Origin of the sequence: Kamptonema sp. PCC 6506 (assembly GCF_000180455.1) — a bacterium.
Lineage (GTDB): Bacteria > Cyanobacteriota > Cyanobacteriia > Cyanobacteriales > Microcoleaceae > Kamptonema > Kamptonema formosum.
In genome coordinates this window covers 1-20,201 of record NZ_CACA01000105.1, presented here as the reverse complement: position 1 = coordinate 20,201, position 20,201 = coordinate 1, and the positions used below count along the sequence as shown (strand labels likewise).

25 protein-coding genes and 1 pseudogene are annotated in these 20,201 nt (G+C 41.3%); 10 read left to right on the top strand and 16 right to left on the bottom strand.

Annotated elements, in window-relative coordinates:
* Positions 1-174: 174 nt before the first annotated feature.
* Positions 175-720 (top strand): GNAT family N-acetyltransferase, encoded by a 546-nt coding sequence (locus OSCI_RS06170; protein ID WP_007354018.1) that lies wholly within the window; start codon positions 175-177, stop codon positions 718-720.
* 3 nt (positions 721-723) lie between these two features.
* Here OSCI_RS06170 and OSCI_RS06165 read toward each other — a convergent pair whose 3' ends face one another.
* The 6 genes from OSCI_RS06165 to OSCI_RS29680 all read right to left on the bottom strand — a co-directional run bounded on the left by OSCI_RS06165 (position 724) and on the right by OSCI_RS29680 (position 7,744).
* A complete protein-coding gene (locus OSCI_RS06165) occupies positions 724-1,020 on the bottom strand; it encodes a hypothetical protein (protein WP_007354017.1) in 297 nt (98 codons plus the stop codon).
* A gap of 314 nt (positions 1,021-1,334) precedes the next feature.
* Positions 1,335-2,207 (bottom strand): 3'(2'),5'-bisphosphate nucleotidase CysQ family protein, encoded by an 873-nt coding sequence (locus OSCI_RS06160; RefSeq protein WP_007354016.1) that lies wholly within the window; start codon positions 2,205-2,207, stop codon positions 1,335-1,337.
* A 249-nt stretch (positions 2,208-2,456) separates the two neighbouring features.
* Entirely contained in the window at positions 2,457-3,581 is a 1,125-nt protein-coding gene (locus tag OSCI_RS06155; RefSeq protein WP_007354015.1) for a cupin-like domain-containing protein, read from the bottom strand.
* 79 nt (positions 3,582-3,660) lie between these two features.
* On the bottom strand, positions 3,661-6,399 hold the full coding sequence (locus OSCI_RS06150; protein ID WP_007354014.1) for an adenylate/guanylate cyclase domain-containing protein: 2,739 nt from the start codon (positions 6,397-6,399) through the stop codon (positions 3,661-3,663).
* Between the two features lie 286 nt (positions 6,400-6,685).
* Positions 6,686-7,564, bottom strand: coding sequence for a sugar kinase (locus OSCI_RS06145; protein WP_007354013.1), 879 nt, complete (start codon positions 7,562-7,564; stop codon positions 6,686-6,688).
* Between the two features lie 36 nt (positions 7,565-7,600).
* Positions 7,601-7,744 carry a hypothetical protein gene (locus tag OSCI_RS29680; RefSeq protein ID WP_007354012.1) on the bottom strand — a complete coding sequence of 48 codons (144 nt, stop codon included), beginning with the start codon at positions 7,742-7,744 and terminating at the stop codon, positions 7,601-7,603.
* A 78-nt stretch (positions 7,745-7,822) separates the two neighbouring features.
* On the opposite strand from OSCI_RS29680, the gene rsmI reads away from it, so the two are divergent.
* Positions 7,823-8,677, top strand: a complete 855-nt coding sequence (gene rsmI / locus OSCI_RS06140) for a 16S rRNA (cytidine(1402)-2'-O)-methyltransferase (RefSeq protein ID WP_007354011.1) — start codon at positions 7,823-7,825, stop codon at positions 8,675-8,677.
* On the opposite strand, the gene OSCI_RS32365 is transcribed toward rsmI, so the two are convergent.
* From OSCI_RS32365 to psbH, 8 genes are all read right to left on the bottom strand, one after another.
* A complete protein-coding gene (locus OSCI_RS32365; protein WP_083811283.1) occupies positions 8,644-8,811 on the bottom strand; it encodes a ribbon-helix-helix domain-containing protein in 168 nt (55 codons plus the stop codon). The two genes, rsmI and OSCI_RS32365, sit on opposite strands and share 34 nt — an antisense overlap.
* A gap of 133 nt (positions 8,812-8,944) precedes the next feature.
* The gene (locus tag OSCI_RS06135) at positions 8,945-9,595 is read right to left on the bottom strand and encodes an MAE_28990/MAE_18760 family HEPN-like nuclease (protein WP_007354010.1); all 651 of its coding nucleotides are present in this window, start codon (positions 9,593-9,595) and stop codon (positions 8,945-8,947) included.
* A complete protein-coding gene (locus tag OSCI_RS06130; RefSeq protein WP_007354009.1) occupies positions 9,592-10,701 on the bottom strand; it encodes a DUF262 domain-containing protein in 1,110 nt (369 codons plus the stop codon). The genes OSCI_RS06135 and OSCI_RS06130 overlap by 4 nt, the downstream gene beginning before the upstream one ends.
* Before the next feature lie 131 nt (positions 10,702-10,832).
* Positions 10,833-11,096, bottom strand: a complete 264-nt coding sequence (locus OSCI_RS06125; protein WP_007354008.1) for a DUF3146 family protein — start codon at positions 11,094-11,096, stop codon at positions 10,833-10,835.
* Positions 11,093-11,728, bottom strand: a complete 636-nt coding sequence (pth, locus tag OSCI_RS06120; RefSeq protein WP_007354007.1) for an aminoacyl-tRNA hydrolase — start codon at positions 11,726-11,728, stop codon at positions 11,093-11,095. Before pth ends, OSCI_RS06125 begins: the two co-directional genes overlap by 4 nt.
* Before the next feature lie 12 nt (positions 11,729-11,740).
* The gene (locus OSCI_RS06115) at positions 11,741-11,995 is read right to left on the bottom strand and encodes a TatA/E family twin arginine-targeting protein translocase (RefSeq protein WP_007354006.1); all 255 of its coding nucleotides are present in this window, start codon (positions 11,993-11,995) and stop codon (positions 11,741-11,743) included.
* A gap of 3 nt (positions 11,996-11,998) precedes the next feature.
* Positions 11,999-12,142 (bottom strand): hypothetical protein, encoded by a 144-nt coding sequence (locus tag OSCI_RS29675; protein WP_019487922.1) that lies wholly within the window; start codon positions 12,140-12,142, stop codon positions 11,999-12,001.
* Position 12,143: 1 nt separating this feature from the next.
* The gene (gene psbH, locus OSCI_RS06110) at positions 12,144-12,347 is read right to left on the bottom strand and encodes a photosystem II reaction center phosphoprotein PsbH (protein WP_007354004.1); all 204 of its coding nucleotides are present in this window, start codon (positions 12,345-12,347) and stop codon (positions 12,144-12,146) included.
* A gap of 84 nt (positions 12,348-12,431) precedes the next feature.
* Between psbH and psbN the strand changes: the two genes are divergently transcribed.
* From psbN to OSCI_RS06085, 5 genes are all read left to right on the top strand, one after another.
* Complete coding sequence (psbN, locus tag OSCI_RS06105; protein WP_039961802.1) at positions 12,432-12,563, top strand: photosystem II reaction center protein PsbN; 132 nt, start codon at positions 12,432-12,434, stop codon at positions 12,561-12,563.
* A gap of 209 nt (positions 12,564-12,772) precedes the next feature.
* Positions 12,773-13,873 (top strand): chorismate synthase, encoded by a 1,101-nt coding sequence (gene aroC / locus OSCI_RS06100; protein WP_007354003.1) that lies wholly within the window; start codon positions 12,773-12,775, stop codon positions 13,871-13,873.
* A 1-nt stretch (position 13,874) separates the two neighbouring features.
* Entirely contained in the window at positions 13,875-14,786 is a 912-nt protein-coding gene (locus tag OSCI_RS06095; protein ID WP_007354002.1) for an MBL fold metallo-hydrolase, read from the top strand.
* A 180-nt stretch (positions 14,787-14,966) separates the two neighbouring features.
* Positions 14,967-15,200, top strand: coding sequence for a hypothetical protein (locus tag OSCI_RS06090; protein WP_007354001.1), 234 nt, complete (start codon positions 14,967-14,969; stop codon positions 15,198-15,200).
* Positions 15,201-15,203: 3 nt separating this feature from the next.
* On the top strand, positions 15,204-16,214 hold the full coding sequence (locus tag OSCI_RS06085) for a hypothetical protein (protein WP_019487921.1): 1,011 nt from the start codon (positions 15,204-15,206) through the stop codon (positions 16,212-16,214).
* Between the two features lie 148 nt (positions 16,215-16,362).
* On the opposite strand, the gene OSCI_RS30585 is transcribed toward OSCI_RS06085, so the two are convergent.
* Positions 16,363-16,881 (bottom strand): hypothetical protein, encoded by a 519-nt coding sequence (locus OSCI_RS30585; protein WP_007353999.1) that lies wholly within the window; start codon positions 16,879-16,881, stop codon positions 16,363-16,365.
* Between the two features lie 419 nt (positions 16,882-17,300).
* Here OSCI_RS30585 and OSCI_RS28245 point away from each other — a divergent pair.
* Positions 17,301-17,438: pseudogene (locus tag OSCI_RS28245) on the top strand (transposase); the annotation flags it as partial.
* On the opposite strand, the gene OSCI_RS28240 reads toward OSCI_RS28245, so the two are convergent.
* Complete coding sequence (locus tag OSCI_RS28240) at positions 17,427-17,600, bottom strand: DUF4347 domain-containing protein (RefSeq protein ID WP_007353998.1); 174 nt, start codon at positions 17,598-17,600, stop codon at positions 17,427-17,429. The pseudogene OSCI_RS28245 and the gene OSCI_RS28240 overlap by 12 nt on opposite strands.
* Positions 17,601-17,994: 394 nt before the next feature.
* Between OSCI_RS28240 and OSCI_RS06075 the strand changes: the two genes are divergently transcribed.
* Positions 17,995-18,924, top strand: coding sequence for a WD40 repeat domain-containing protein (locus OSCI_RS06075; RefSeq protein WP_007353997.1), 930 nt, complete (start codon positions 17,995-17,997; stop codon positions 18,922-18,924).
* Positions 18,925-18,966: 42 nt separating this feature from the next.
* A partial coding sequence (gene lhgO / locus OSCI_RS06070) for an L-2-hydroxyglutarate oxidase (protein ID WP_083811282.1) occupies positions 18,967-20,201 on the top strand: 1,235 nt, incomplete at its 3' end.

Here is a 20,201-nt window from a genome sequence, read left to right as displayed (position 1 = left end):
TTACAATCTTAAACCTTGGGGTAAGCTAGACCAATCGGGTGTATGAGCTTTGAGGGGACAAGAGTAGGAGATGCCTTTCTGCTTAAGGAGGTTAGGGCGATCGCTTACTCAGTTGTATAAGTTTAAGGGTCAAGGAGCCGCAGGGAAGGGGCGATCGCATCTAATTTGGGATTAATGGATATAAAAATTAACAATTTGACTGCTGCGGACAAAGAGATTATTCAACAGTTGGCACAATGGTTAACAGAACTCTGGCCGAATGCTTGGCCGCATCTAGATGTTGCTTTGCAAGAAGTGCAAGCATCTTTAGGAGTAGATCGCATCAGTCGCGTGGCGGTTGACGATCGCGGTACGGTTTTAGGCTGGATTGGCGCGATCGAGCAATATGATGGGAATGTTTGGGAACTGCACCCGCTAGTAGTGAAAGCGGGGTTTCGCAGACAAGGAATTGGGCGATCGCTAGTTAATGACTTAGAGGCGGAGGTGAGAAAACGCGGCGCAATTACTCTCTGGGTAGGTACGGATGATGAAGAAAATCAGACCACCCTTTCCAATGTCAATCTTTATCCGAATATTGGGGAGCACATCGCTAAAATTAGAAATTTGCGGTGCCATCCTTACGAGTTTTATCAAAAAGTGGGTTTCGCGATCGTCGGAGTAATGCCTGATGCCAACGGACTTGGAAAACCAGATATCTTCATGGCAAAACGCCTGAGATAAATTCTAAGCTTCCCACGCCAATAAGTAATTTTCCAAATACTGCCAGCGATCGTCAGTATAGTTAGCTTTCAGTAAATCTCTAGTATTGCCGTCAATCAATAATTGCCCCTCGGCAGAGTCCTCTTCATCTTCGTGGAAGATACTATCAGGAAATGCGTGCTTCAAATGCGTGAGGGTATGAACAAAACTGGCTAGGAAATGATGCTCTTCCACCCATTCCCCTGGATCTGGGATAGCTGCATCTGTAGGGGTTGCGCTGTTCAAAGAATTATTTACAAAGGTTTCAGTTAAGTTTTTCATATCTAGATTTGCTAGCAACTCCAAGTCAACAATAACTTTCTAACTATTCTGATTATCGGTTCTACCCGAAGTCTTCTCAGTGATTTTACTAGGTCTAGCCCCGTGACAACTTTAAGTATTTCCTGTGACCGAAATCACAGTAAGCTTAATCGCACTATGGTATAGCAACTGCAAAGAGGGCTAGGACATGGTAAATTCCTAAAACCTTCGGCCCAGCAGAAGGTGAACTTGTCGAAATCCACAGCAAAGCCCTTGATTCCAATTCTTTCTTTCCTCAGCATCCTAGCCTCGCTCTAGCCCCTAGCTAGCTATAGTTAGTCACTATCTATCTCTGCTAAAAGTTTTTGCGCTTGATGGCAAAGCTCCCCGTGACAGAGACTGTTAGTAGCTAACAGCCCTCCCCATTGATTGATATCCCCCTGATTATAATGCAAAGCAGTGCCATCAAAATGGGTCAATTGACCGCCTGCTTCTGTGAGAATTAATTCTGGGGCGGCTAAGTCCCAATCTTTGGGAGCAGATTTACCAGAAAGGGCAACGTAAACATCAGCTCGCTGCTCGATAATAGTCGCAATTTTGCAGCCAATACTACCGACTGCAAGCTGATTTTGAATTGGCAATTGTTGTAATAATTTATCAAAGCGTTCATCGCGGTGAGTGCGGCTGACTACCAGAGATAAATCTGCGATCGCACTCCGTCCAGATACGTACAATTGTACGGGCAAACCGTCTCGATTTTCGACAAAAGCACCGCCGCCCTTAATAGCTGAATAAAGTTTTTGAGCTTCCGGCCAAGCTACAACTGCTAAGACTGGTCTACCGTCGTAAACTAAAGCAATATGTACTGCATATTCGCCCGTGCGGTCAATAAAATCGCGAGTACCATCAAGAGGGTCAATAATCCAAACCCAACGCTGGGGTAAAGGAGCTTGACCGTGTTCTGCTAAATGGAATTTGTAAGTTTCTTCGCTGAGATAACCAAATTCTCGATCATCTAAAACGGTTTGCAATTGCTCCAAGATATAGGCATTAACAGCAATATCTGCGGCGGTAACTGGCCCATCACTTTTTTCTTGAATATTAAGGTTTTCAGCCCTCGAACCGCCCCGATAATATGATTGTAATATATCTGCTGCACCCCAGCCGACCGAACGTGCGATCGTGCTAAGTTCTTCTAATGTTTTCATTACAAAAAGTCCTGTCTTAAGTAGGTAAACGCAAAATTAATAATATCATATTTTGGTAATTGGTAATTGGTAATTGGTAATTGGTAATTGGTAATTGGTAATTGGTAATTGGTAATTGGTAATGGCTAATGGCTAATGGCTAATGGCTAATTACCCATCTCCCCCATCCTCCCTATCTTCCCCCTCTCTTCCTCTTTCCCTAGCCCCTAGCCCCTAGCCCCTAGCCCCTAGCCCCTTTACCACTAACAATTACCACTGAACTTGAGGATATTTCCACTCATAATAATTGGGAAATACAAAGTTAGTAAACGAAACTGAAATACTGATATCTAACGACTTAACATGATGCCACCAACCAACAGGAATAAAAATCGCTTCTCCCGGTTCCAAAATGAACTCTAAAATTTTAACATTTCTGTAGAGCGGATATTTTTCCAAGTCAGGATTTTCACCATCTACCTTGCTAAATACCCCTACATGATTGTACATCAAAGGCGTTTGCTCCGGTGAAATCATCCTCACCCGCTTGCGTCCTAAAACCTGAGCCAAAATTAAATTAACTGGGTCATGGTGTAGCGGCGTAATCGTACCCGCAGGGCCGAACCAGAAAAATACTCTCCCGCTTGTATCTGCGGGGTTCAAATATTCAGGGAAGATTTCGATATCATTAAACAAAGTTTTAAATTCTTCCCGCTCTAGATTTTGGTTATTAGCAACCATGTAATAATCATTACTTTCACCGCTACTGACAACCATATCGACATATTTGCCAAACAAAACTGTTTGCTTATGTTTTTCTAAATTAATTTCATATTCCGGGTCAGACTGGCGGTTAGCCTGAATTTCAACTGTTGCATGACCATACTTATGTCCCAGATAATTCGGAGTCCACAGCCGCATCGCCGGCCAATTACTCATAGCATTTGTGAGAATAACTGGAGTATTTGTAGCGTAGTAATTCTCTAAAAACTCGGCTCTGGAAAGATTGCTTTTGCGTTCAATTGTGCCAAACTTAGAAGAAAGCGCGGCTAGTTGAGTCTGAATTTGTAACTGGGATTCCATTTTCTGCAATAACTGCACAAAATTGGTACAGAGTTGGAAGTAAGGATGAGCAGCAATTACTCTGACTTCTTCTGTTGCCAAATTGGGATCGATACCCATTTTAACCAGCATTTGAATAATGGCATCATCTGGCTCTTTCAGCAACTTCTTAATTGCCATCCATCGCCTTAAATTATCGGGAATTTCTTTTTTAGTTTCCGCTGCCAAATTTGCCAAATTTTGCGTCAGCCATTCCAGAGTAACCTGTTGCTCATCTGTCAGAGTAATCCGTAAAGGAGGGAGAGTAATATTCACGGGTTTGGATTCAGGCATAAATATTATCTATTTTTCAATGATGGTCTAAAAAATATTTCAAGCAGGAAACTATTAAAACCGGATAATTTTACCTAAATTAGTCAACTTTTTTGCCTGTAAGCCAATAGGTGATCATTTCCCCTTTCCCTTTAATCGCAATCGCACCTCGCTCTTCAAATAAATACTTATCCTTTAAACGCTTATAAGTAGCATTTGTAACTTGAATACGCCCTGGAATTCCCTGAGATTCCATTCGGCTAGCAATATTTACTGTATTTCCCCAGAGATCGTAAATAAATTTTTTGATGCCAATTACACCAGCGACAACAGCACCAGTATTAATGCCGATGCGAATTTGGAATGGCTGACCCTTTTCAGCTTGAAAACGAGCGATTGCAGTTTGCATATCTAAAGCCATTTGAGCGACGGCTTCGGCGTGAAATTCCATCGGCACTGGCAAACCTCCTGCTACCATATAGGCATCACCAATAGTTTTAATTTTCTCCAAACCGTGCAGTTCAGCTAATTCGTCAAAGGTGGAAAAAATATGATTGAGTAAACTCACTAATTCTATTGGGGGTGTCCTCGCAGAAAGCGGAGTAAAACCAACAATATCAGCAAATAGAATTGTCGCTTCCTCAAATTGTTCAGCGATGGCACTCTGGTTTTGTTTAAGTTTATCCGCTATGGTTTTAGGCAAAATATTTAATAATAAACGCTCTGATTGTTCTTGTGCTATTCGTAGCGCTTCCTCTGCCTGTTTGCGCTCCGTGATATCTTCGGCAATATACATTAAGTGCGTTACTTCTCCTTGCTCGTTAATTAATGGCAGTTTCATGATTCGCTGCCAAATATTACCCTTGAATTTACTATTAAATATCTCCTCATCTACAATTAATTTACCTCCTTCAATGATTGTTTGGTGTTCTGACTGTACGGAAGCCGCAATTTCTATGTTCATAAAATTGTAAATAGTGTGCCCGATTACTTGGTTGCGAGGGATTGAGTAAACTTTCTCAGCAGCCCGGTTCCAAAGTACATAACGGAAGTCATCTTTCACGTCTTTGACAAACAAAGCTAAAGGAATATTTTCCACAATACTATTAAGAAATCTACTGGTTTGTGACAATTCTCTTTCCAAACGTTTGCGCTCAGTAATATCGCGAACAATTAGTAAAACTTCATTTGTACGGCTGACAACAATTCGGACTTCTTGTTCGCAAAGTTGACCGCCACTCCAAAATTGATGCTCATAAATTTGGGTTTCACCAGTGGCAATTGTTCTGTTTATATATTGTAATTGAAGCTCGGCTATATCTGGTGGTAATACTTCCGAAATATGCTTGCCAATCCGATCGTTATTTACCAGCAATATTGCTTCTGAATCTTTAGAGGGGATAAATTCTAAATAGACACCTTCTTTGCTGAGTCTAATCATTAAATCTGGTATGGCGGCGAGGATGGCTCGATTTTGAAGTTCGCTCTCAGTTAGTGCTGCTGTGCGCTTTTTTACTTTGGCTTCTAATATTTCATTTGTCTTTTCTAAAGTAGCAAAAGTTTTTTTCAACTGATGTGCCATTTGGTTAAAACTACTAGCAAGAACCTTGAGTTCTCTCGTACCTTTTTCTTTAACTTTTCTGTCTAATTCTCCCTTAGCTAAAGCTTGAGTTGCTTCACTTAATCTCAAAATGGGGGCAGTTATCCAATGAGCAGTAAAAATTCCCAAAGCCGTAGCTACAATTAATGCCCCCAAACACAGCCAGATTGTAGTGCGGGTGTTAGCATGAATTTGCTCCATGAAATCGGATTCTGGAACTACAATTATAATTAACCAGTCAATTCCGCGTGCATCTTTGAGGGGAGTTACTTGGAGAAATTGTTTAGTTCCATCTATCTCAAAAATGAAATGTTGAACGCTATTAATTTTAGTCAATTTTTCCTTTTGACTATTTAAGTATTCCGCCGTAGCTTTAATCACAAGTGTCGAGCTATCTTTCGCCTGAATGCGCTCTTTGATTTTGCCATTTTTATCTCTAGTAAATAGTTGTTGATCTGTAGAAGAAGCGACAAGTAGTCCCGAACGCTCTATAATAAAAGTATGTCCAGTTTTGCCAATTTTTATGCTTTTGAGAAAGTCTTGAATATCAGAGAGAATAAAATCAACACCGACTACTCCTCCCAGTTTGCCTAGATTATTATAAATGGGTTGTGCTAGAGTAATTTTTAGCCGAGGTTCTTTGAAATCAATGTAAATTTCACTCCAGACTGATTTGCCAACTGCTACTGCTTTTTTATACCAAGGTCGCCGTCTAGGATCGTAAACATTTCCAACTTCTAATAAAGTTGTAGGATTACCTTCATTATCAATAGCATAGCTGTGGAATCTGCTTTTAGTTTGTTTTCCCGACCTGCCAATTTGCCAACTTTGATTATCTTGCCATCCTAGACCAAAAAATTCTCCTTCATTACTACCAAAATAGATAGCAGATATTTTCACTGAATCAAATAACAATCTTTGGTTCCAAAAATGACGAGTCATGCTAGAAGTATCTTTTGTATTTAACTGATTCAACTTCATAGCATTAACATTGATTCGATTGATAACGATCGGTAATTGTAGGTAATGAGTAAGCATTTGTTCAATGCGAACACCTATTTCTACCTGCAATTGCTGAGCAACATCGTTAACAGCTATTTGTCCATTCCGTAACGAGATGTATCCAGTTAACCCAACAGTACCGAAAATTTGTAGCACAAATGGCACTACCAAAACGAGGCGCAACGGTATCTTTTGAGAACCCTTAGCAATCCGACGAGTCAGAGCTTTTAATAGCATCTGTTGTTACCTAAACTGGCTTGTATAGCAACCGCCAAGGCGGTTGGGGGCTAGGGGCTAGGGGCTAGGGGCTAGGGAAAGAAGGGGAAGAGAGTCAATAGTTTGGGCCATGAGTGAGTGTCCTAACGTATCGTGGCGGTTGCTGTAAATAAAAGGCAAAAGGTAGAGAGTAGAAAGCAGAAGGGTTTAGTTATCTATAAAGGTAGAAGGATTTAGCTATCTATAAAGTCAGAAGGATTTAGTTATTGACCAGGATAAAATGACTCAAAGTTAGAAGTCCTATTATTTATAGCGTAATTTTGGCAATAGGTCTATTCTCTATCCAGCGGCGAGTACCGAAGAATTGGCAAGAATGAGATGCTACCTTGGCTGCCGCCGCTAAGGCCTCTATAAAATTTGCTTGTAAAATATAGTGGCAGAAAGCACCGTGAAAAATGTCTCCTGCACCCAAGGTATCGACAGGATTGATTTGAGGCACTTCTATTATGCCACTTATACCGCCGCTGAGGTATTGAATTGGTTTTTCTCCGCAAGTGATGGCGATGTGGGGAATTCCTATTGCTGACAAGTAAGTAAATACTTCTTTGCTATTGTGGCAGTTGGGCGGATAAAAATTACCAGAACAAATAGTATAATCAACTAAAGGTAATATTTCTTCAAATCCAGCTTTCCAACTGCCAGCATCAACTACAATAGGAATATTGTTAGATTTAGCAATTTGAGCAATTTCTTTGCTGGCTGCCATTTGGTGGCCATCAATGAGGATGATATCAATTGCTTTTAAAATATCTGAGTTGATATTTTGGCGAGATTGAGATTTGGTAGCGTTGATAGAAATTACTGCGCGATCTGCTGTACTTTGAGTGATAATAATAGAGGAAACGGGTGGTGATTCTGGGCGCGTCGGGTCTAAATCTATGAGGTTAATATGGAATTCTCCTAAATCAGCTTTAATTAGCTGAGTTATGGGATGGCAACCGATTACTCCTAACAAGTTGGATTGATTGCCTAAGTAGCTAAATGTCACTGCGGCATTAGTAGCGGGGCCACCAGCAGTAGCGGTGTAGTCATTAGCGACTACTTTCTGATTTTGGCTGGGGTAATCTGTGACTAAATAGGCGAAGTCTAAGGTTACTAATCCTATAAATAATCCTTTTTTAGCCATTGGTTTGCTGAAGATGATTTTTGTTAGCAATAGGACTTATGCAAAATCATAGTCAGGATTTACGCACCCAACCAAAGAAACCGGATTTTTTGACGAAAATACTTCATTGTTACCCGCAGATTCTCTCAAAAACCCGGTTTCTGGAGTCCCATGTGTAACTCCTAAACGTATTTTTGTCATTACGAGCCCAGCGAAGTAATCGCAACCCTTTGTTTTTAGCCGATAGTCCGTAAGTCCTAAAATTACGAAGTAACAAAGATGCAGGTAGATTCAAAGCTAGGAATACTTTACATTGTGGCCACGCCGATTGGCAACTTGGAAGATATGACTTTTCGGGCCTTGCGAATTTTGCAAGAAGTCGATTTGATTGCGGCAGAAGATACGCGGCATACGGGTAAACTTTTACATCATTTTCAGATTAAAACTCCTCAAATTAGTTACCACGAACATAATCGACATCAGCGACTTCCAGAATTAATTGATAAGTTAGTTACAGGCCAGACAATTGCGTTGGTGACTGATGCGGGAATGCCGGGAATTTCCGATCCGGGATACGAACTTGTTAAAGCTTCTGCGGATGCTAATATTCCGATAATTCCCATTCCTGGTGCTTGTGCTTGTATTGTAGCTTTAAGTGGTTCGGGATTGCCTACAGATAGATTTGTGTTTGAAGGTTTTTTAGCGGCGAAAGGTAAGGAAAGGCGGCGGAGTTTGGAAGCTTTGCAAAGCGAATCTCGGACAATAATTTTATATGAATCTCCCCACCGTTTGCGCCAAACTTTGGCAGATTTGGGTAATTTTTTGGGTATGGATAGGGGGGTAGTTTTAGCTAGGGAGTTAACTAAATTGTATGAGGAATTTTGGCGGGGTACGGTTGAAAATGCGATCGCACATTACGCTACTCGCGAGCCCCAAGGTGAGTTTACCATAGTTATCGCGGGTGATTCAGCGGTAGTGCCCATATTGTCGGAAGAGGAGATTAAGGCCCAGTTGCAAGAGTTAATCGGTCAGGGTGTGACGAAATCTCAGGCCAGTCGAGAATTAGCAGAAAAAACCTCTCTTCCTCGCCGCCAAATTTATCAACTCGCTTTGACAATTGTTGATGGTGAGTAACACTCGGTTTTGATAAGTTCAAAATTTAGTAACCGCAAGGTAGTTTCAAGGACTTCTTCAGCGGTTTGGTATTTCCCTGCTTGAAGCTTGGTTTGAATAAAACCTTCTTGCTCAAGTGTTAGATTAATGCTCATAGTAAATTTTTATTCAAACTATGTCAGGACTTACACAAATCTATTTAATAATAAGTATACTACAGTTGCAGGGCGGCGATCGCGCACAATTTAGGTAGCGGTTCTGTGCGATCGCGTTTTGGCTATGAAAACTCTAAGGTGAGTTCTGCATAAATTTTTTCTCAATAGCTGCATTTTCTATCTGGTTACGAAATATATCAAGCATTCCTATAACTTCTATATGTAACTCTATATATTCATCCTTATCAAACACTGCATACTCGCCGTGTGCAATTTCGTTCCTTGTCTTTAAAAGCTTAGTATCGATTAACACGGACTTAGTAGAGTATACTGAAAAGTCTATTCCGAGAATATCAGTTATTTCTTTTAAAATTTCAGAAGATAAATTAGATGCAGTAGATATTGCATCTTTAGGCAGGAGACATCTTTTATCTAATTCGGAAAGAAAGAAGTCACAAACAGGAATATACAATGATGGCTTATTTGTCTCTTTTGCCTCTTTAAGTTTTTCTTTCATGACCAAAGCTAAAAAATTACTAGAAAGCTCTTTATAGGTAAGCCTTTTGAACTTAACATATTCTAAATAAGAGTTGCCTGCTAACTTAACAAAACCTTCCCAATGAGCATAGAGAATACATACTCCACTCCGAAGTAATGCTTTATGTCTTTGGTCAGAAAAACTTTTTGTCTCTACTAAAGATTTAATTTCTGAAAATTCTTTCTTTCGCCAAGCAAGATCGGTAGACAGCTTATCACTTAATTGTTCAGCAGTTCGGATGCTCATAAAGGGGAAAATTCCTCTCTACCAAGCTTAATAAGATGGGGTAAACGTCTTGCAGCATTTACCCCTGCTCCCGACCATTTTTGATAAGTCGGAGCTGACCAAATACTTTTTATACGCTCAGATATTTTGTCTGTTGGAAGTGGATTTTGATAGTTATATCCAATTCCCAGTGCTACTACTTCATAAGCAGACAATAGAAAGCCTCCAAGAAATCTGTTACCTTCCGATTTATATCGCTTGAAGCTATTATCTCCCATAGCTTGATTAAGAATATTGAAGGTGACATCGAATGCTTTCTTTATATGGCTGTAATTCAAATTTGTGTTAAGTGCCATTTCACGCATTCTAGCAGTTAGGAACTCGCTCACATCACCACCCAACTTTTGAAGACTTGCATCATCTTGATCGAATAGAAGAATAAAACGCAATACTAATTCCATATCGTACTGTTCTTCATAAAGTCTATCACTCAAAGCAATACAGCTTTTAAATGACTCACGATCTGCAAGTGAACGCATCAAATCATATAAATCTTTATTTAACATTAAAAGAATGCAATTTCTGACTTCTTGTGGTGTTGCAATTGATCCTCCTGTATTTAGCCGCTGAAATAGCTCATATTTAATCATTTCATCACTTTCTTTTTCAACAATATTAACAGCTATTTTTGCTCGCTTTATCAATAAACGTTGTGTCTGAGTTAGAGAGTTATCTTTATCGTCTGGGTCGTCCCACTTTTTACCTTTTAAGGAAGGTAAGTAGGTGGTTTCTTGTAAAGTGAAAAAAGATGTATCTTGGTCTTGACGCTCGGGTTTCAAAAGACCTACAAATTCATAGATAGTTGAAAGTCTCTGTAAACCATCGATCACATCCCAAATACCATCATCTCTTTGACTCACAAAAATTGGTGGAATCGGTATGCCTAAAAGAATTGATTCTATAAAAGTTGATTTTTGATGGTCTGACCAGCGAAAAAATCTTTGAAACTCAGGATGAATGTCAATCTCTTTGTTTTCATAAAGACTGATCCACTCGCCAATAGACATTGAGTATCGATCTGTCCGAATTTCTTGCCTTGTTTTGTCAATTTCTTCTTGTAAAGGCATGGCTTAAGAAGTCCTAAGTATTATTTTGTATAGCTATTCTTGCAGAACAGCAGTATTAAAATATAATATCACTAAAATAGTTGATATTTTTAGTAAGTTCAATACTTCCGCACTCTCACAAAGTTCTCAACCTAAAACTGAGCGCGAATTGTAAACGAATAATCGCCCCCAGGTTCCAATTGATAATCCCATTTTTCCAGAAAACGATTTAACGGTTCCTGAATTAAAGCGCGACCTTGAGAAGGCTCAATTACCAAAGTCTTCTCCTCTCGAAATCGCCATTGAAACTGCCACTCAAAAGCACCAGCGCTCACCTCGCCTTCAATAGTGCCTTGTTGCCAAGACTGGCGAGTGACGCGGACATAAGCAGTCGTTTTAGGTAATCTAGAACTCACCCTATTGTTTCTGCAACCGTGCGACTATTATAAAGACTCATCGCTTTTTCTACCCCCTGCTTTTGACTCAGTTCTACTGCTTCTACTACCAGTTTAAGCACCTTATCCATTAACTGGCTCTCCTCTAGAGAAAATTTGCCTAAAACATGAGAAATAGTTTCTTTATCATTGCTAGAGGATTGGGGTTTACCAATGCCAATTCGCAAGCGTGGGAATTTGTCAGTACCGAGATGTGCGATCGCAGACTTCATACCATTATGACCCCCCGCAGAACCAGATAGCCGCAGCCGCAACCTTCCCACAGGCAAATCCATATCATCGTAAACCGCAAGCACCGACTCTGGCGGTAGCTTGTACCAATCTATCGCCGCACGAATTGCCTGACCAGACAAATTCATGTAAGTCAGTGGTTTCAGCAACCGAATTTTCTCCCTTTGCGGCCCCATACCCTCGCCAAACTCCGCCTGAAACTTGCGATTCTCCGAAAGCGATATTTGCCAAGAATTCGCCAAAGCATCAACGGCGGCAAAACCGATATTATGCCGGGTGCGGTTATATTTTGGTTCTGGATTCCCCAGGCCAACTATCAACTGGGGAATTACCAAAACCTTCGGCGGTGTAGCCTCGTTCATGATCTTGAGTGCTTAACTGCCAGTAATGTCATCTTTAGGGGTTGCGATCGCTTTTTCAGCTTCAGGCTTCGTAATAGCTACCGCCTCCTCTAGCTGCTGTGCTTCTCGCTTAAACTCGGATTCAAAATCTCGCGAAGCGTCCTGAAATCCGCGAAGGGCTTTTCCCATACTACGACCGATTTCTGGCAACTTCTTCGGGCCGAATATCAACAGGGCTACTACCAAAATTACGCCCATCTCCGGTAGACCAATGCCAAAAATATTCACTTTCTATCTCCTGCGATGTCGTTCTACGTCTTTAAACTGGGGGAAAGCAGAGGGGGGAGATGGGAAAGATAAGAGAGAGGAGGGAGATCGGGTAGCTAAATTTTCCCCATCTTCCCCATCCTCCTCATCTTCCCCATCCTCACTCATCTTAACTTCCTAGACTTGACCAATCGACATTTAGATTCTCAAGGATCAGTGAGGAGTTGTAGATTTGGAGAATAATTAGCAAAAAGACGAAAAACAGCCCCATAAACACTGACATCAGTAGGGTTGTGCCCCAACCAGGAGCCACCTTACCATACTCAGAATTTAGGGGTTTGAGTATATCTCCCAACAAAGTGCGTTGTGCCATAAGTCACCTGTGATGAATCTCTACAGAAATATTTAATGTTTTGTAATATTATAGGGGGATAGCACTCATAATTTTTTTTATCTTATGGAACCTGCAACAGTTCTTAGCATTTCTCTGGGCTTATGCCTTGTAGCTATAGCTGGCTTCTCAATCTACACTTCTTTTGGCCCACCTTCTAAAGAATTGAGAGATCCCTTTGAAGAACACGAAGATTAAAGCGCGATCGCATCGGCTCCAGAGCGACCCGGACTAAAAGCCATTTACTGTCTAGGCTATTTTGTCCAGACATGAGGTTTGGCTCCGGGCGCGATTTTAGCTGCACTTCGGCTAAGCTCAGCGATCGCCGCCAGTGTTAAAATCGAAAACTAGGAAAGAATATTGAATTTTTTGAGATTAAACATTTTTAGAGTTTTAGCGATCGCATAATGGGCAACACTTTCGGACATCTATTTCGGATTACAACTTTTGGCGAATCTCACGGCGGCGGTGTGGGGGTCGTAATTGACGGTTGCCCGCCCCGACTGGAAATTAGCGCCGCTGAGATTCAATTTGAACTCGATCGCCGTCGCCCCGGTCAGAGTAAAATTACCACGCCCCGGAAAGAAGCCGATACCTGCGAGATTTTATCTGGGGTATTTGAAGGCAAAACTTTAGGAACGCCGATCGCCATCTTAGTGCGGAACCAAGACACCCGCTCCCAAGATTATGATGAAATGGCGACAAAATACCGCCCATCCCATGCGGATGCGACCTATGACGCTAAATATGGTATCAGAAATTGGCAGGGCGGCGGACGGTCTTCAGCGAGAGAAACCATCGGGCGAGTAGCAGCAGGTGCGATCGCCAAAAAAATCCTCAAACAATTTGCAGGCGTAGAAATCATCGGCTACGTCAAACGCATTAAAGACATAGAAAGCTTAGTTGACCCCAATACCGTCACCCTAGAACAAGTAGAAAGCAATATCGTCCGCACTCCCGATACAGAATGTGCCGAACGGATGATAGAACTAATAGAAAAAGTACGCCATAATGGGGATTCAATCGGCGGCGTTGTCGAATGTGCCGCTAGGAACGTCCCCAAAGGTCTAGGGATGCCCGTATTCGATAAACTAGAAGCAGACCTAGCCAAAGCAGTCATGTCTTTGCCAGCCAGCAAAGGCTTTGAAATCGGCTCCGGTTTTGCAGGAACACTCCTGACAGGCAGCGAGCATAACGATGAATACTATACTGATAAACAGGGTGCCATCCGCACAGCAACTAATCGCTCCGGCGGAATTCAGGGTGGGATTAGCAACGGTGAAAATATTATATTGCGAGTAGCATTTAAACCAACTGCTACAATTCGTCAAGAACAGCGTACAGTCACCAGCAGCGGTGAAGAAACCTTGCTGGCGGCAAAAGGAAGACACGACCCTTGCGTTTTGCCAAGAGCCGTGCCTATGGTAGAAGCAATGGTTGCTTTAGTGTTGTGCGACCATCTCCTGCGCCATCATGGACAATGTGGAACCTTGAAGCCTGAAGTTTAAAATGGAAATCAGCCCTTCCTCAGTCGCGGCAAATCCCCTGGATTGCCCTCACCCGTCCGAACCAATTGAAAGGATAGACGATTTTGTTGTCCAGTTCTGGGGTGTCCGAGGTAGTATTCCCACCCCTGGAAAAGATACCGTCCGTTACGGTGGCAATACCTCTTGTCTAGAAATGCGAGTAGGAGGAAAACGCCTCATATTTGACGGTGGTACTGGCTTGCGAATGCTGGGAGAACAGTTGCAGCAAGAAATGCCAGTAGAAGCTTATATGTTTTTTACTCACTATCACTGGGATCATATCCAAGGATTTCCTCTATTTGCTCCAGCTTTTATTCCCGGCAATTGCTTTCACATTTACGGATCGATTCCCCCTGATAGCGAGTCGATGAAAAGGCATTTTATTGAACGAGTTTTGCACCCAAATTCGCCAGTGCCTTTACAGGGAATACAGGCTGATTTAAGATTCTACGAACTTAAGCGTCACGAGACAATGATGCTCGACGATATTGAAATTAGAACGGGTAGCCTCAACCACCCAAATACTGCAATGGGATATAGGATTACCTGGCGGGGGAAATCAGTTGTTTATTGTTCGGATACTGAACATTTCCCAGACCGTTTAGATGAAAATGTGTATGAGTTAGCCCTTGATGCTGATGTGCTAATTTATGATGCGATGTACACCGATGAAGAGTATCATAATCCTAAATCTCCCAAGGTGGGTTGGGGTCACTCAACTTGGCAGGAAGCAGTAAAAATGGCTCAGGCGGCGGGGGTAAAACGAGTGGTGATTTTTCATCACGATCCTGCTCACAGCGATGATGTTTTGGACAAAATAGGTGAGGAAGTCCAGCACGTTTTCCCGAAGGCTGTTATGGCTCGTGAAGGACTAATTTTGCCGATAGGTTTATAAAGTTTAATTGTTAATGGCTAATGGCTAATTGCAGTGGGTAATTAGCCATTAGTTATTAGTAAAAAATATCTAATTTTTACTCTATTCCAAATTATAGCAACCGCTAAGGCGGTTAGGACGTTATGATTTCCTGCCACCATAGATTCTATTCCCTTCTTCCCTAGCCCCTAGCTATATTCTATGAAAGCCTACGAATTTCGAGCAAAAGTTACAGCAGAAGGGAAAATCGAATTCCCCGATAATATTTTAAAACACTTGCCAAATAACAAAGAAGTGAGGATTATAGTTTTAGTAAATGAATCGATAGATATAGAAGAAAATGAAATAGAGGAAAACGCTGCTTGGCATCGCCTTGCAGCCGAACAACTCTTAGCTGGATATAGTGAGGAAGATGCTATTTACGACAATATTTGAACTATGACAACTAAATCAATTTATTTAACAACTTTAAATCAATACAAAAGTATTGCCTTAATAACGTTTGCGACAATTATGACGGCTTCTAGCATAACTGCTTACAGCCTAGCGCCGCCGCCTGGATATACTGCTAAAGGCACTCTAATTGTTAACACTCCACCTGTAAAATTTTCTACTATTGGCGGTGCAATTCTCAAGCAAGGTGAGAAACTAACTACCGATGATTTGCTAGCGGATAATGTAGTCAAAGCAGTAGCAGATGCAGCCAAAATTGATCCGCAGCAAGTCCGCAAAAATGCTAGCGTCAAAGTTTCTGAACCGGAAAAACCCTTAGAGATTGCAGTTGAATATCGAGCCGGAGATCGCCAACAAACACTTACAACAGCAGATGTACTGATGAAGGCGATAGTTGAAAAAAGCCGCCTGATTAATTTAGATAAATGGCAACTAATTAATCAATCGATTAATCAGCGTTTAGAAGAAGTAACGAAAGAACTCAAACAAGCCGAACAAAACCTCGACCAATTTTATCAAGATGATGAACGAGAGCGATCGCGTCTCGAAGAACAAGTCAAACTTCAGGAAGGAATTTATGATAAAACCCAGAGTGCTTTAGCAGATGCAAAAGCAGCAGAGAAAGAAATAAGCAGTAGTTTAGCATTCTCTCAAGCTCCCCAAATTATCGCTTATCCAGGTTCTAATCCTATTGTTCTTATTATTTTGGGAAGTGGTTTATTTGTTGGTTTAGCAGTCAGTTTAGGTTTAATTCCGTTATTTGCTACTGGGAGACAGAAAGCGGTTTACAGAAAACAAGAGCAAGATCGCTTGCAAGCAACTTTATATCGGCTGATCCAAGAAGGTAGCGGAGAAATAACTCTTGTTCGTTTTGCGATGGAAACAAAGCTATCCGCTGAGGAAGCTCAGCAATATTTGAATCAACAAGCTGAAGCTTTCAATGCTACTTGTGAAGTTAAAAAAGAAGGCAGTATTTCATATCACTTTAAATACTGATTTCGGACTTATGCAAAACTATCCGTAACGCCGCCAACAGGTGCGGTAAAGTCACCACGCCTGTTGGCATTGTTACGCGATCGCTGTGTAAGTTCTATGATTATTAACTGACCTCAATTAGCTATTAGCTATTAGTTAAAAGTCAATTTTACATCTCTTTAACAATTACTAGAGTAAGAAGGATGGTAACTATAAATGCAATTACTAATCCAATTTCTCCAAACATTAAATTCAAGATTATTGCCCAAAAAATAAATTCTATTATTAACAGTAATAAGATGGTAAAAACTTTACTGACTATCTTTTTTAGATGTTCATAGCGATTTCTACTATTTTGTTTCTTAACTCTTTTAGCGTCAGCTTTTATTAGCGCATTTAGAGTCTTTCGATCGTAAGTTTTTCCTATACTAGAAGGAGTAAAATTTCCTCTAGAAAAGCTTGAATCTAAGATCAGGGGTTTCATGACTTGATGATAGCAAGCGGCATGAAAATATTTAGTAGAATGCGTGTTGTGAGTCTCATGTTTAACTGCTTCCGATTGTTTGAGAGTTTCAAAACAACCTAGACATACCACCCCACGAGGATATTCTGTATGGCAATGGGGACATTCTTCAGCGTCGGAACTTAATTGAGCACCGCATTCCATACATTGCAATAATTCAGGCATAACCTTTTCTCCGGTTTATAACATAAGGGTTCTAACCCCTCGTACCTTGTTAATACCCCTGAAGGGTAGTACCCCACATTTATAACTCTTTATCACAAAATTGTCATTAAAACTTGGGTTGTATAGAAATCTTGGTACTTCGATCGCAAATTTCTTAGGACTTACGCAGGTCGTCACAGAAACCGGGTTTTTGAGAGCATCTGTGGGTAAAAACGAAGTATTTTCGTCAAAAAACCCGGTTTCTTTGGTTGGCTGCGTAAGTCCTGTTTCTAATACCCTTATCGGTTGAGGTTGTGACGATGGGGTGCTATATAGCTAGGGACAGGGTTTTAAATACTAAAAGGCGATCGCTTTCCCTTTATCTGAAAGCGATCGCCTAAACGTAACCTGATTAAATCATCTGAAGAATGTCGCTCATAACAACCAACGGAATAGTCGAAGGAATCAACAACAAATTAAAGTTGTTAAAACGCTGTGGTTTTGGATTTAAAAACTTTCAAAACTTTCAAGTCAGAGCTTTACTTTTTTGGCATTCACCTAATATTTTAGCACAGTAAGTACGGAAGACCCATATTTTTTTGATTTACTAAAGTATTGGTAATTTGTTCAATGCCGCTCAAATTTTCATTTATAATAAAAGTTTGAGCGGCATCGTTGTTGTAAATTAGGCTTTGATAATCTTGTACGGAGGAGTCAACGAAAATGATTTCTTGGTTCATGATAAATGCCCTGACAATTTTGGACTGCTTTTAGATATCAATACTCGTAACTCGTCAAAGTCAACAATCTATGTTTCTTTTGATGTGGCGACAATAATGCACATGGATTTAGGAAGTTTTATGATATGAGTTAATTGCATTAAAATATTAGCTCTTAAGTAAAATGAAGTGTCTAATGGTAAATCAGCTTAAATAGTTAACAATTAACGCGATCGCCACCCCCTAACAGCCAAAACCCGTAGCGCCCACAATCCAAAATAAACAATAAACTATTCCCATACAGCCGAATCTGCTATAACTTGTCAATAGCAGTGCATAGGCGTAGCCAGCATTCGACTGAGCGCAGAGCCGAAGTCCGCAGGCATAGCCCCTAACGGTACAATTATTTCAGTCCATGCCAAAGCCTCAAAACCAGACTTGGGAATGCGTGCGAACCCTCACGGGGCACACACAAGGAATTAGGGCGATCGCCATCAGCCCCGACGGAAACACCCTAGCCAGCAGCAGTAACGACAAAACCGTTAAACTATGGGATCTGAAAACCGGGCAAGAGAGCACCCTTAACCCCGAACCAGACTTAGTTTTTTCCTTTTACCCCCTCGCCTTCAGCCCAGATAGCCAAACTCTCGCCAGTGGCAGCGACGAACTGATCGACTTATGGGATGTTGCCAGCAATCAAAAACTAGACATCAAAAGCGGTTTCTCCGTGCCAGTTTGTTCCATTACTTTAAGTCCCGACGGCGAGATCCTCGTTGCTGGCAGTTCTGATGGCACAATTGGACTCTGGGATTTAACCAACTGCAAACCCTTCACCACCCTCAACGCCCATTCCTACCCAGTTTGGTCTGTTGCCTTCAGTCCCGACGGCAAAACCCTAGCCAGTGGTAGCGGCGATGGCACTATTGGTCTGTGGGATGTAAGTACCAACAAACCCTTGGCTACCTTATTAGGTCATTCTTATCCAGTTTGGTCTGTTGCTTTCAGCCCCGACGGTACGCTTCTGGCTAGCAGTAGTGGCGATAAAACTATAAAAATTTGGCAGCTAAGTATGGGTAGAGATTTTGCTGCCCTGATCGGTCATTCAGATTCTGTTGAATCTCTAGCTTTTAGCCCTCAAGGTGATACTTTAGTTAGCGGGAGTATAGATGGAACTGTGATGCTATGGCAATTAAGTAAAGATTTAGAAGTAGGAGTAAAAATATCTCCGGATCGCACTCTCACAGACCATTCAAACTCAGTTCGCTCTGTAGCCTTTAGTCCTGATGGGAACACGATCGCTAGTGGCAGTAATGACGCTACAATTAAAATTTGGCAAAAACTCTAGAAGAAAAAAGAAGGAAGAGGATCGAATAAGAGATTATCAACTATGTCTATTAATACTGATTTAATGGTTCCAGTTACATCCCCAACCCAAAACTTATATGACTTCGCAATTATTGGCGGTGGAATTGTCGGACTTTCTACGGCAATGGCTTTAAGTCGCACTTACCCCGATCGCCGGATTTTAGTTTTAGAAAAAGAGTCCAACTGGGCACCTCATCAAACAGGACACAACAGCGGAGTAATTCACTCTGGAATTTACTACAAACCAGGGAGCCTAAAAGCAAAATTCAGCCGCGATGGTAATACATCTTTAGTAGAATTCTGTCAAGAGCATGGGATTGATTACGAAATTTGTGGGAAAATAATTGTCGCTACAGAACCGCAAGAACTACCATTATTAGAAAACCTCTATCAACGCGGTTTAGAAAATGGATTAAAGGTTGAAAAAATCTCTAACGAACAAGTAAAGGAAATTGAACCCCACGTAAGTTGTTTAGCCGCCATTCGCGTTCCAAGTACAGGAATTATCAACTACAAGCAAGTTTCCCAAAAATATGCTGAGTTAGTTGAATCAAGAGGAGGCGAACTGCATCTCAATACCAAAGTTGAGAAGATTATTACTAGCAACAACACTCACATCCTCGAAACTAATCAAGGTGCTTTCCAGACAAAATTTATAGTAAATTGTGCGGGACTTCAAAGCGATCGCGTTGCCAAACTCGGTCAAGTTAATCCCCAAATTCAGATTGTACCTTTTCGGGGAGAATACTACGAACTAATACCAGAGAAACGTTATCTTGTCAAGCACTTAATTTATCCAGTTCCTAATCCTAATTTTCCCTTTTTAGGAGTTCATTTTACCCGGATGATTGACGGGACTATTCACGCCGGCCCGAATGCTGTGCTGAGTTTGAAACGAGAAGGCTACCGAAAAACTGATATTGACTGGCGCGATGCAGCGGAGGTTTTTACTTATCCTGGCTTCTGGAAATTGGCAGCAAAATATGCAGGAGTTGGGATTGAAGAGGTAATTCGCTCTTTTAGCAAAGCTGCTTTTGTCAGGAGTTTACAAAGGTTAATTCCTGAAGTACAAGCTCAAGATTTAGTCCCCACCCATGCAGGTGTCCGCGCTCAAGCTTTAACAAATGATGGTAAATTAGTGGATGATTTTTTATTAGTTAAAGGACAAAATGCGATTCATGTTTGTAATGCACCTTCGCCGGCTGCTACTGCTTCCCTAGCAATTGGAGAAGCGATAGCTGCTCAAATTACTGAACA

Bases quoted from the DNA above. Each gene is read 5' to 3' on its own strand.
- OSCI_RS06170 (WP_007354018.1), top strand. From the start codon at position 175: ATGGATATAAAAATTAACAATTTGACTGCTGCGGACAAAGAGATTATT.
- OSCI_RS06165 (WP_007354017.1), bottom strand. From the start codon at position 1,020: ATGAAAAACTTAACTGAAACCTTTGTAAATAATTCTTTGAACAGCGCA.
- OSCI_RS06160 (WP_007354016.1), bottom strand. From the start codon at position 2,207: ATGAAAACATTAGAAGAACTTAGCACGATCGCACGTTCGGTCGGCTGG.
- OSCI_RS06155 (WP_007354015.1), bottom strand. From the start codon at position 3,581: ATGCCTGAATCCAAACCCGTGAATATTACTCTCCCTCCTTTACGGATT.
- OSCI_RS06150 (WP_007354014.1), bottom strand. From the start codon at position 6,399: ATGCTATTAAAAGCTCTGACTCGTCGGATTGCTAAGGGTTCTCAAAAG.
- OSCI_RS06145 (WP_007354013.1), bottom strand. From the start codon at position 7,564: ATGGCTAAAAAAGGATTATTTATAGGATTAGTAACCTTAGACTTCGCC.
- OSCI_RS29680 (WP_007354012.1), bottom strand. From the start codon at position 7,744: ATGACAAAAATACGTTTAGGAGTTACACATGGGACTCCAGAAACCGGG.
- rsmI (WP_007354011.1), top strand. From the start codon at position 7,823: ATGCAGGTAGATTCAAAGCTAGGAATACTTTACATTGTGGCCACGCCG.
- OSCI_RS32365 (WP_083811283.1), bottom strand. From the start codon at position 8,811: ATGAGCATTAATCTAACACTTGAGCAAGAAGGTTTTATTCAAACCAAG.
- OSCI_RS06135 (WP_007354010.1), bottom strand. From the start codon at position 9,595: ATGAGCATCCGAACTGCTGAACAATTAAGTGATAAGCTGTCTACCGAT.
- OSCI_RS06130 (WP_007354009.1), bottom strand. From the start codon at position 10,701: ATGCCTTTACAAGAAGAAATTGACAAAACAAGGCAAGAAATTCGGACA.
- pth (WP_007354007.1), bottom strand. From the start codon at position 11,728: ATGAACGAGGCTACACCGCCGAAGGTTTTGGTAATTCCCCAGTTGATA.
- OSCI_RS29675 (WP_019487922.1), bottom strand. From the start codon at position 12,142: ATGAGTGAGGATGGGGAAGATGAGGAGGATGGGGAAGATGGGGAAAAT.
- psbH (WP_007354004.1), bottom strand. From the start codon at position 12,347: ATGGCACAACGCACTTTGTTGGGAGATATACTCAAACCCCTAAATTCT.
- psbN (WP_039961802.1), top strand. From the start codon at position 12,432: ATGGAACCTGCAACAGTTCTTAGCATTTCTCTGGGCTTATGCCTTGTA.
- aroC (WP_007354003.1), top strand. From the start codon at position 12,773: ATGGGCAACACTTTCGGACATCTATTTCGGATTACAACTTTTGGCGAA.
- OSCI_RS06095 (WP_007354002.1), top strand. From the start codon at position 13,875: ATGGAAATCAGCCCTTCCTCAGTCGCGGCAAATCCCCTGGATTGCCCT.
- OSCI_RS06090 (WP_007354001.1), top strand. From the start codon at position 14,967: ATGAAAGCCTACGAATTTCGAGCAAAAGTTACAGCAGAAGGGAAAATC.
- OSCI_RS06085 (WP_019487921.1), top strand. From the start codon at position 15,204: ATGACAACTAAATCAATTTATTTAACAACTTTAAATCAATACAAAAGT.
- OSCI_RS30585 (WP_007353999.1), bottom strand. From the start codon at position 16,881: ATGCCTGAATTATTGCAATGTATGGAATGCGGTGCTCAATTAAGTTCC.
- OSCI_RS28240 (WP_007353998.1), bottom strand. From the start codon at position 17,600: ATGAACCAAGAAATCATTTTCGTTGACTCCTCCGTACAAGATTATCAA.
- OSCI_RS06075 (WP_007353997.1), top strand. From the start codon at position 17,995: ATGCCAAAGCCTCAAAACCAGACTTGGGAATGCGTGCGAACCCTCACG.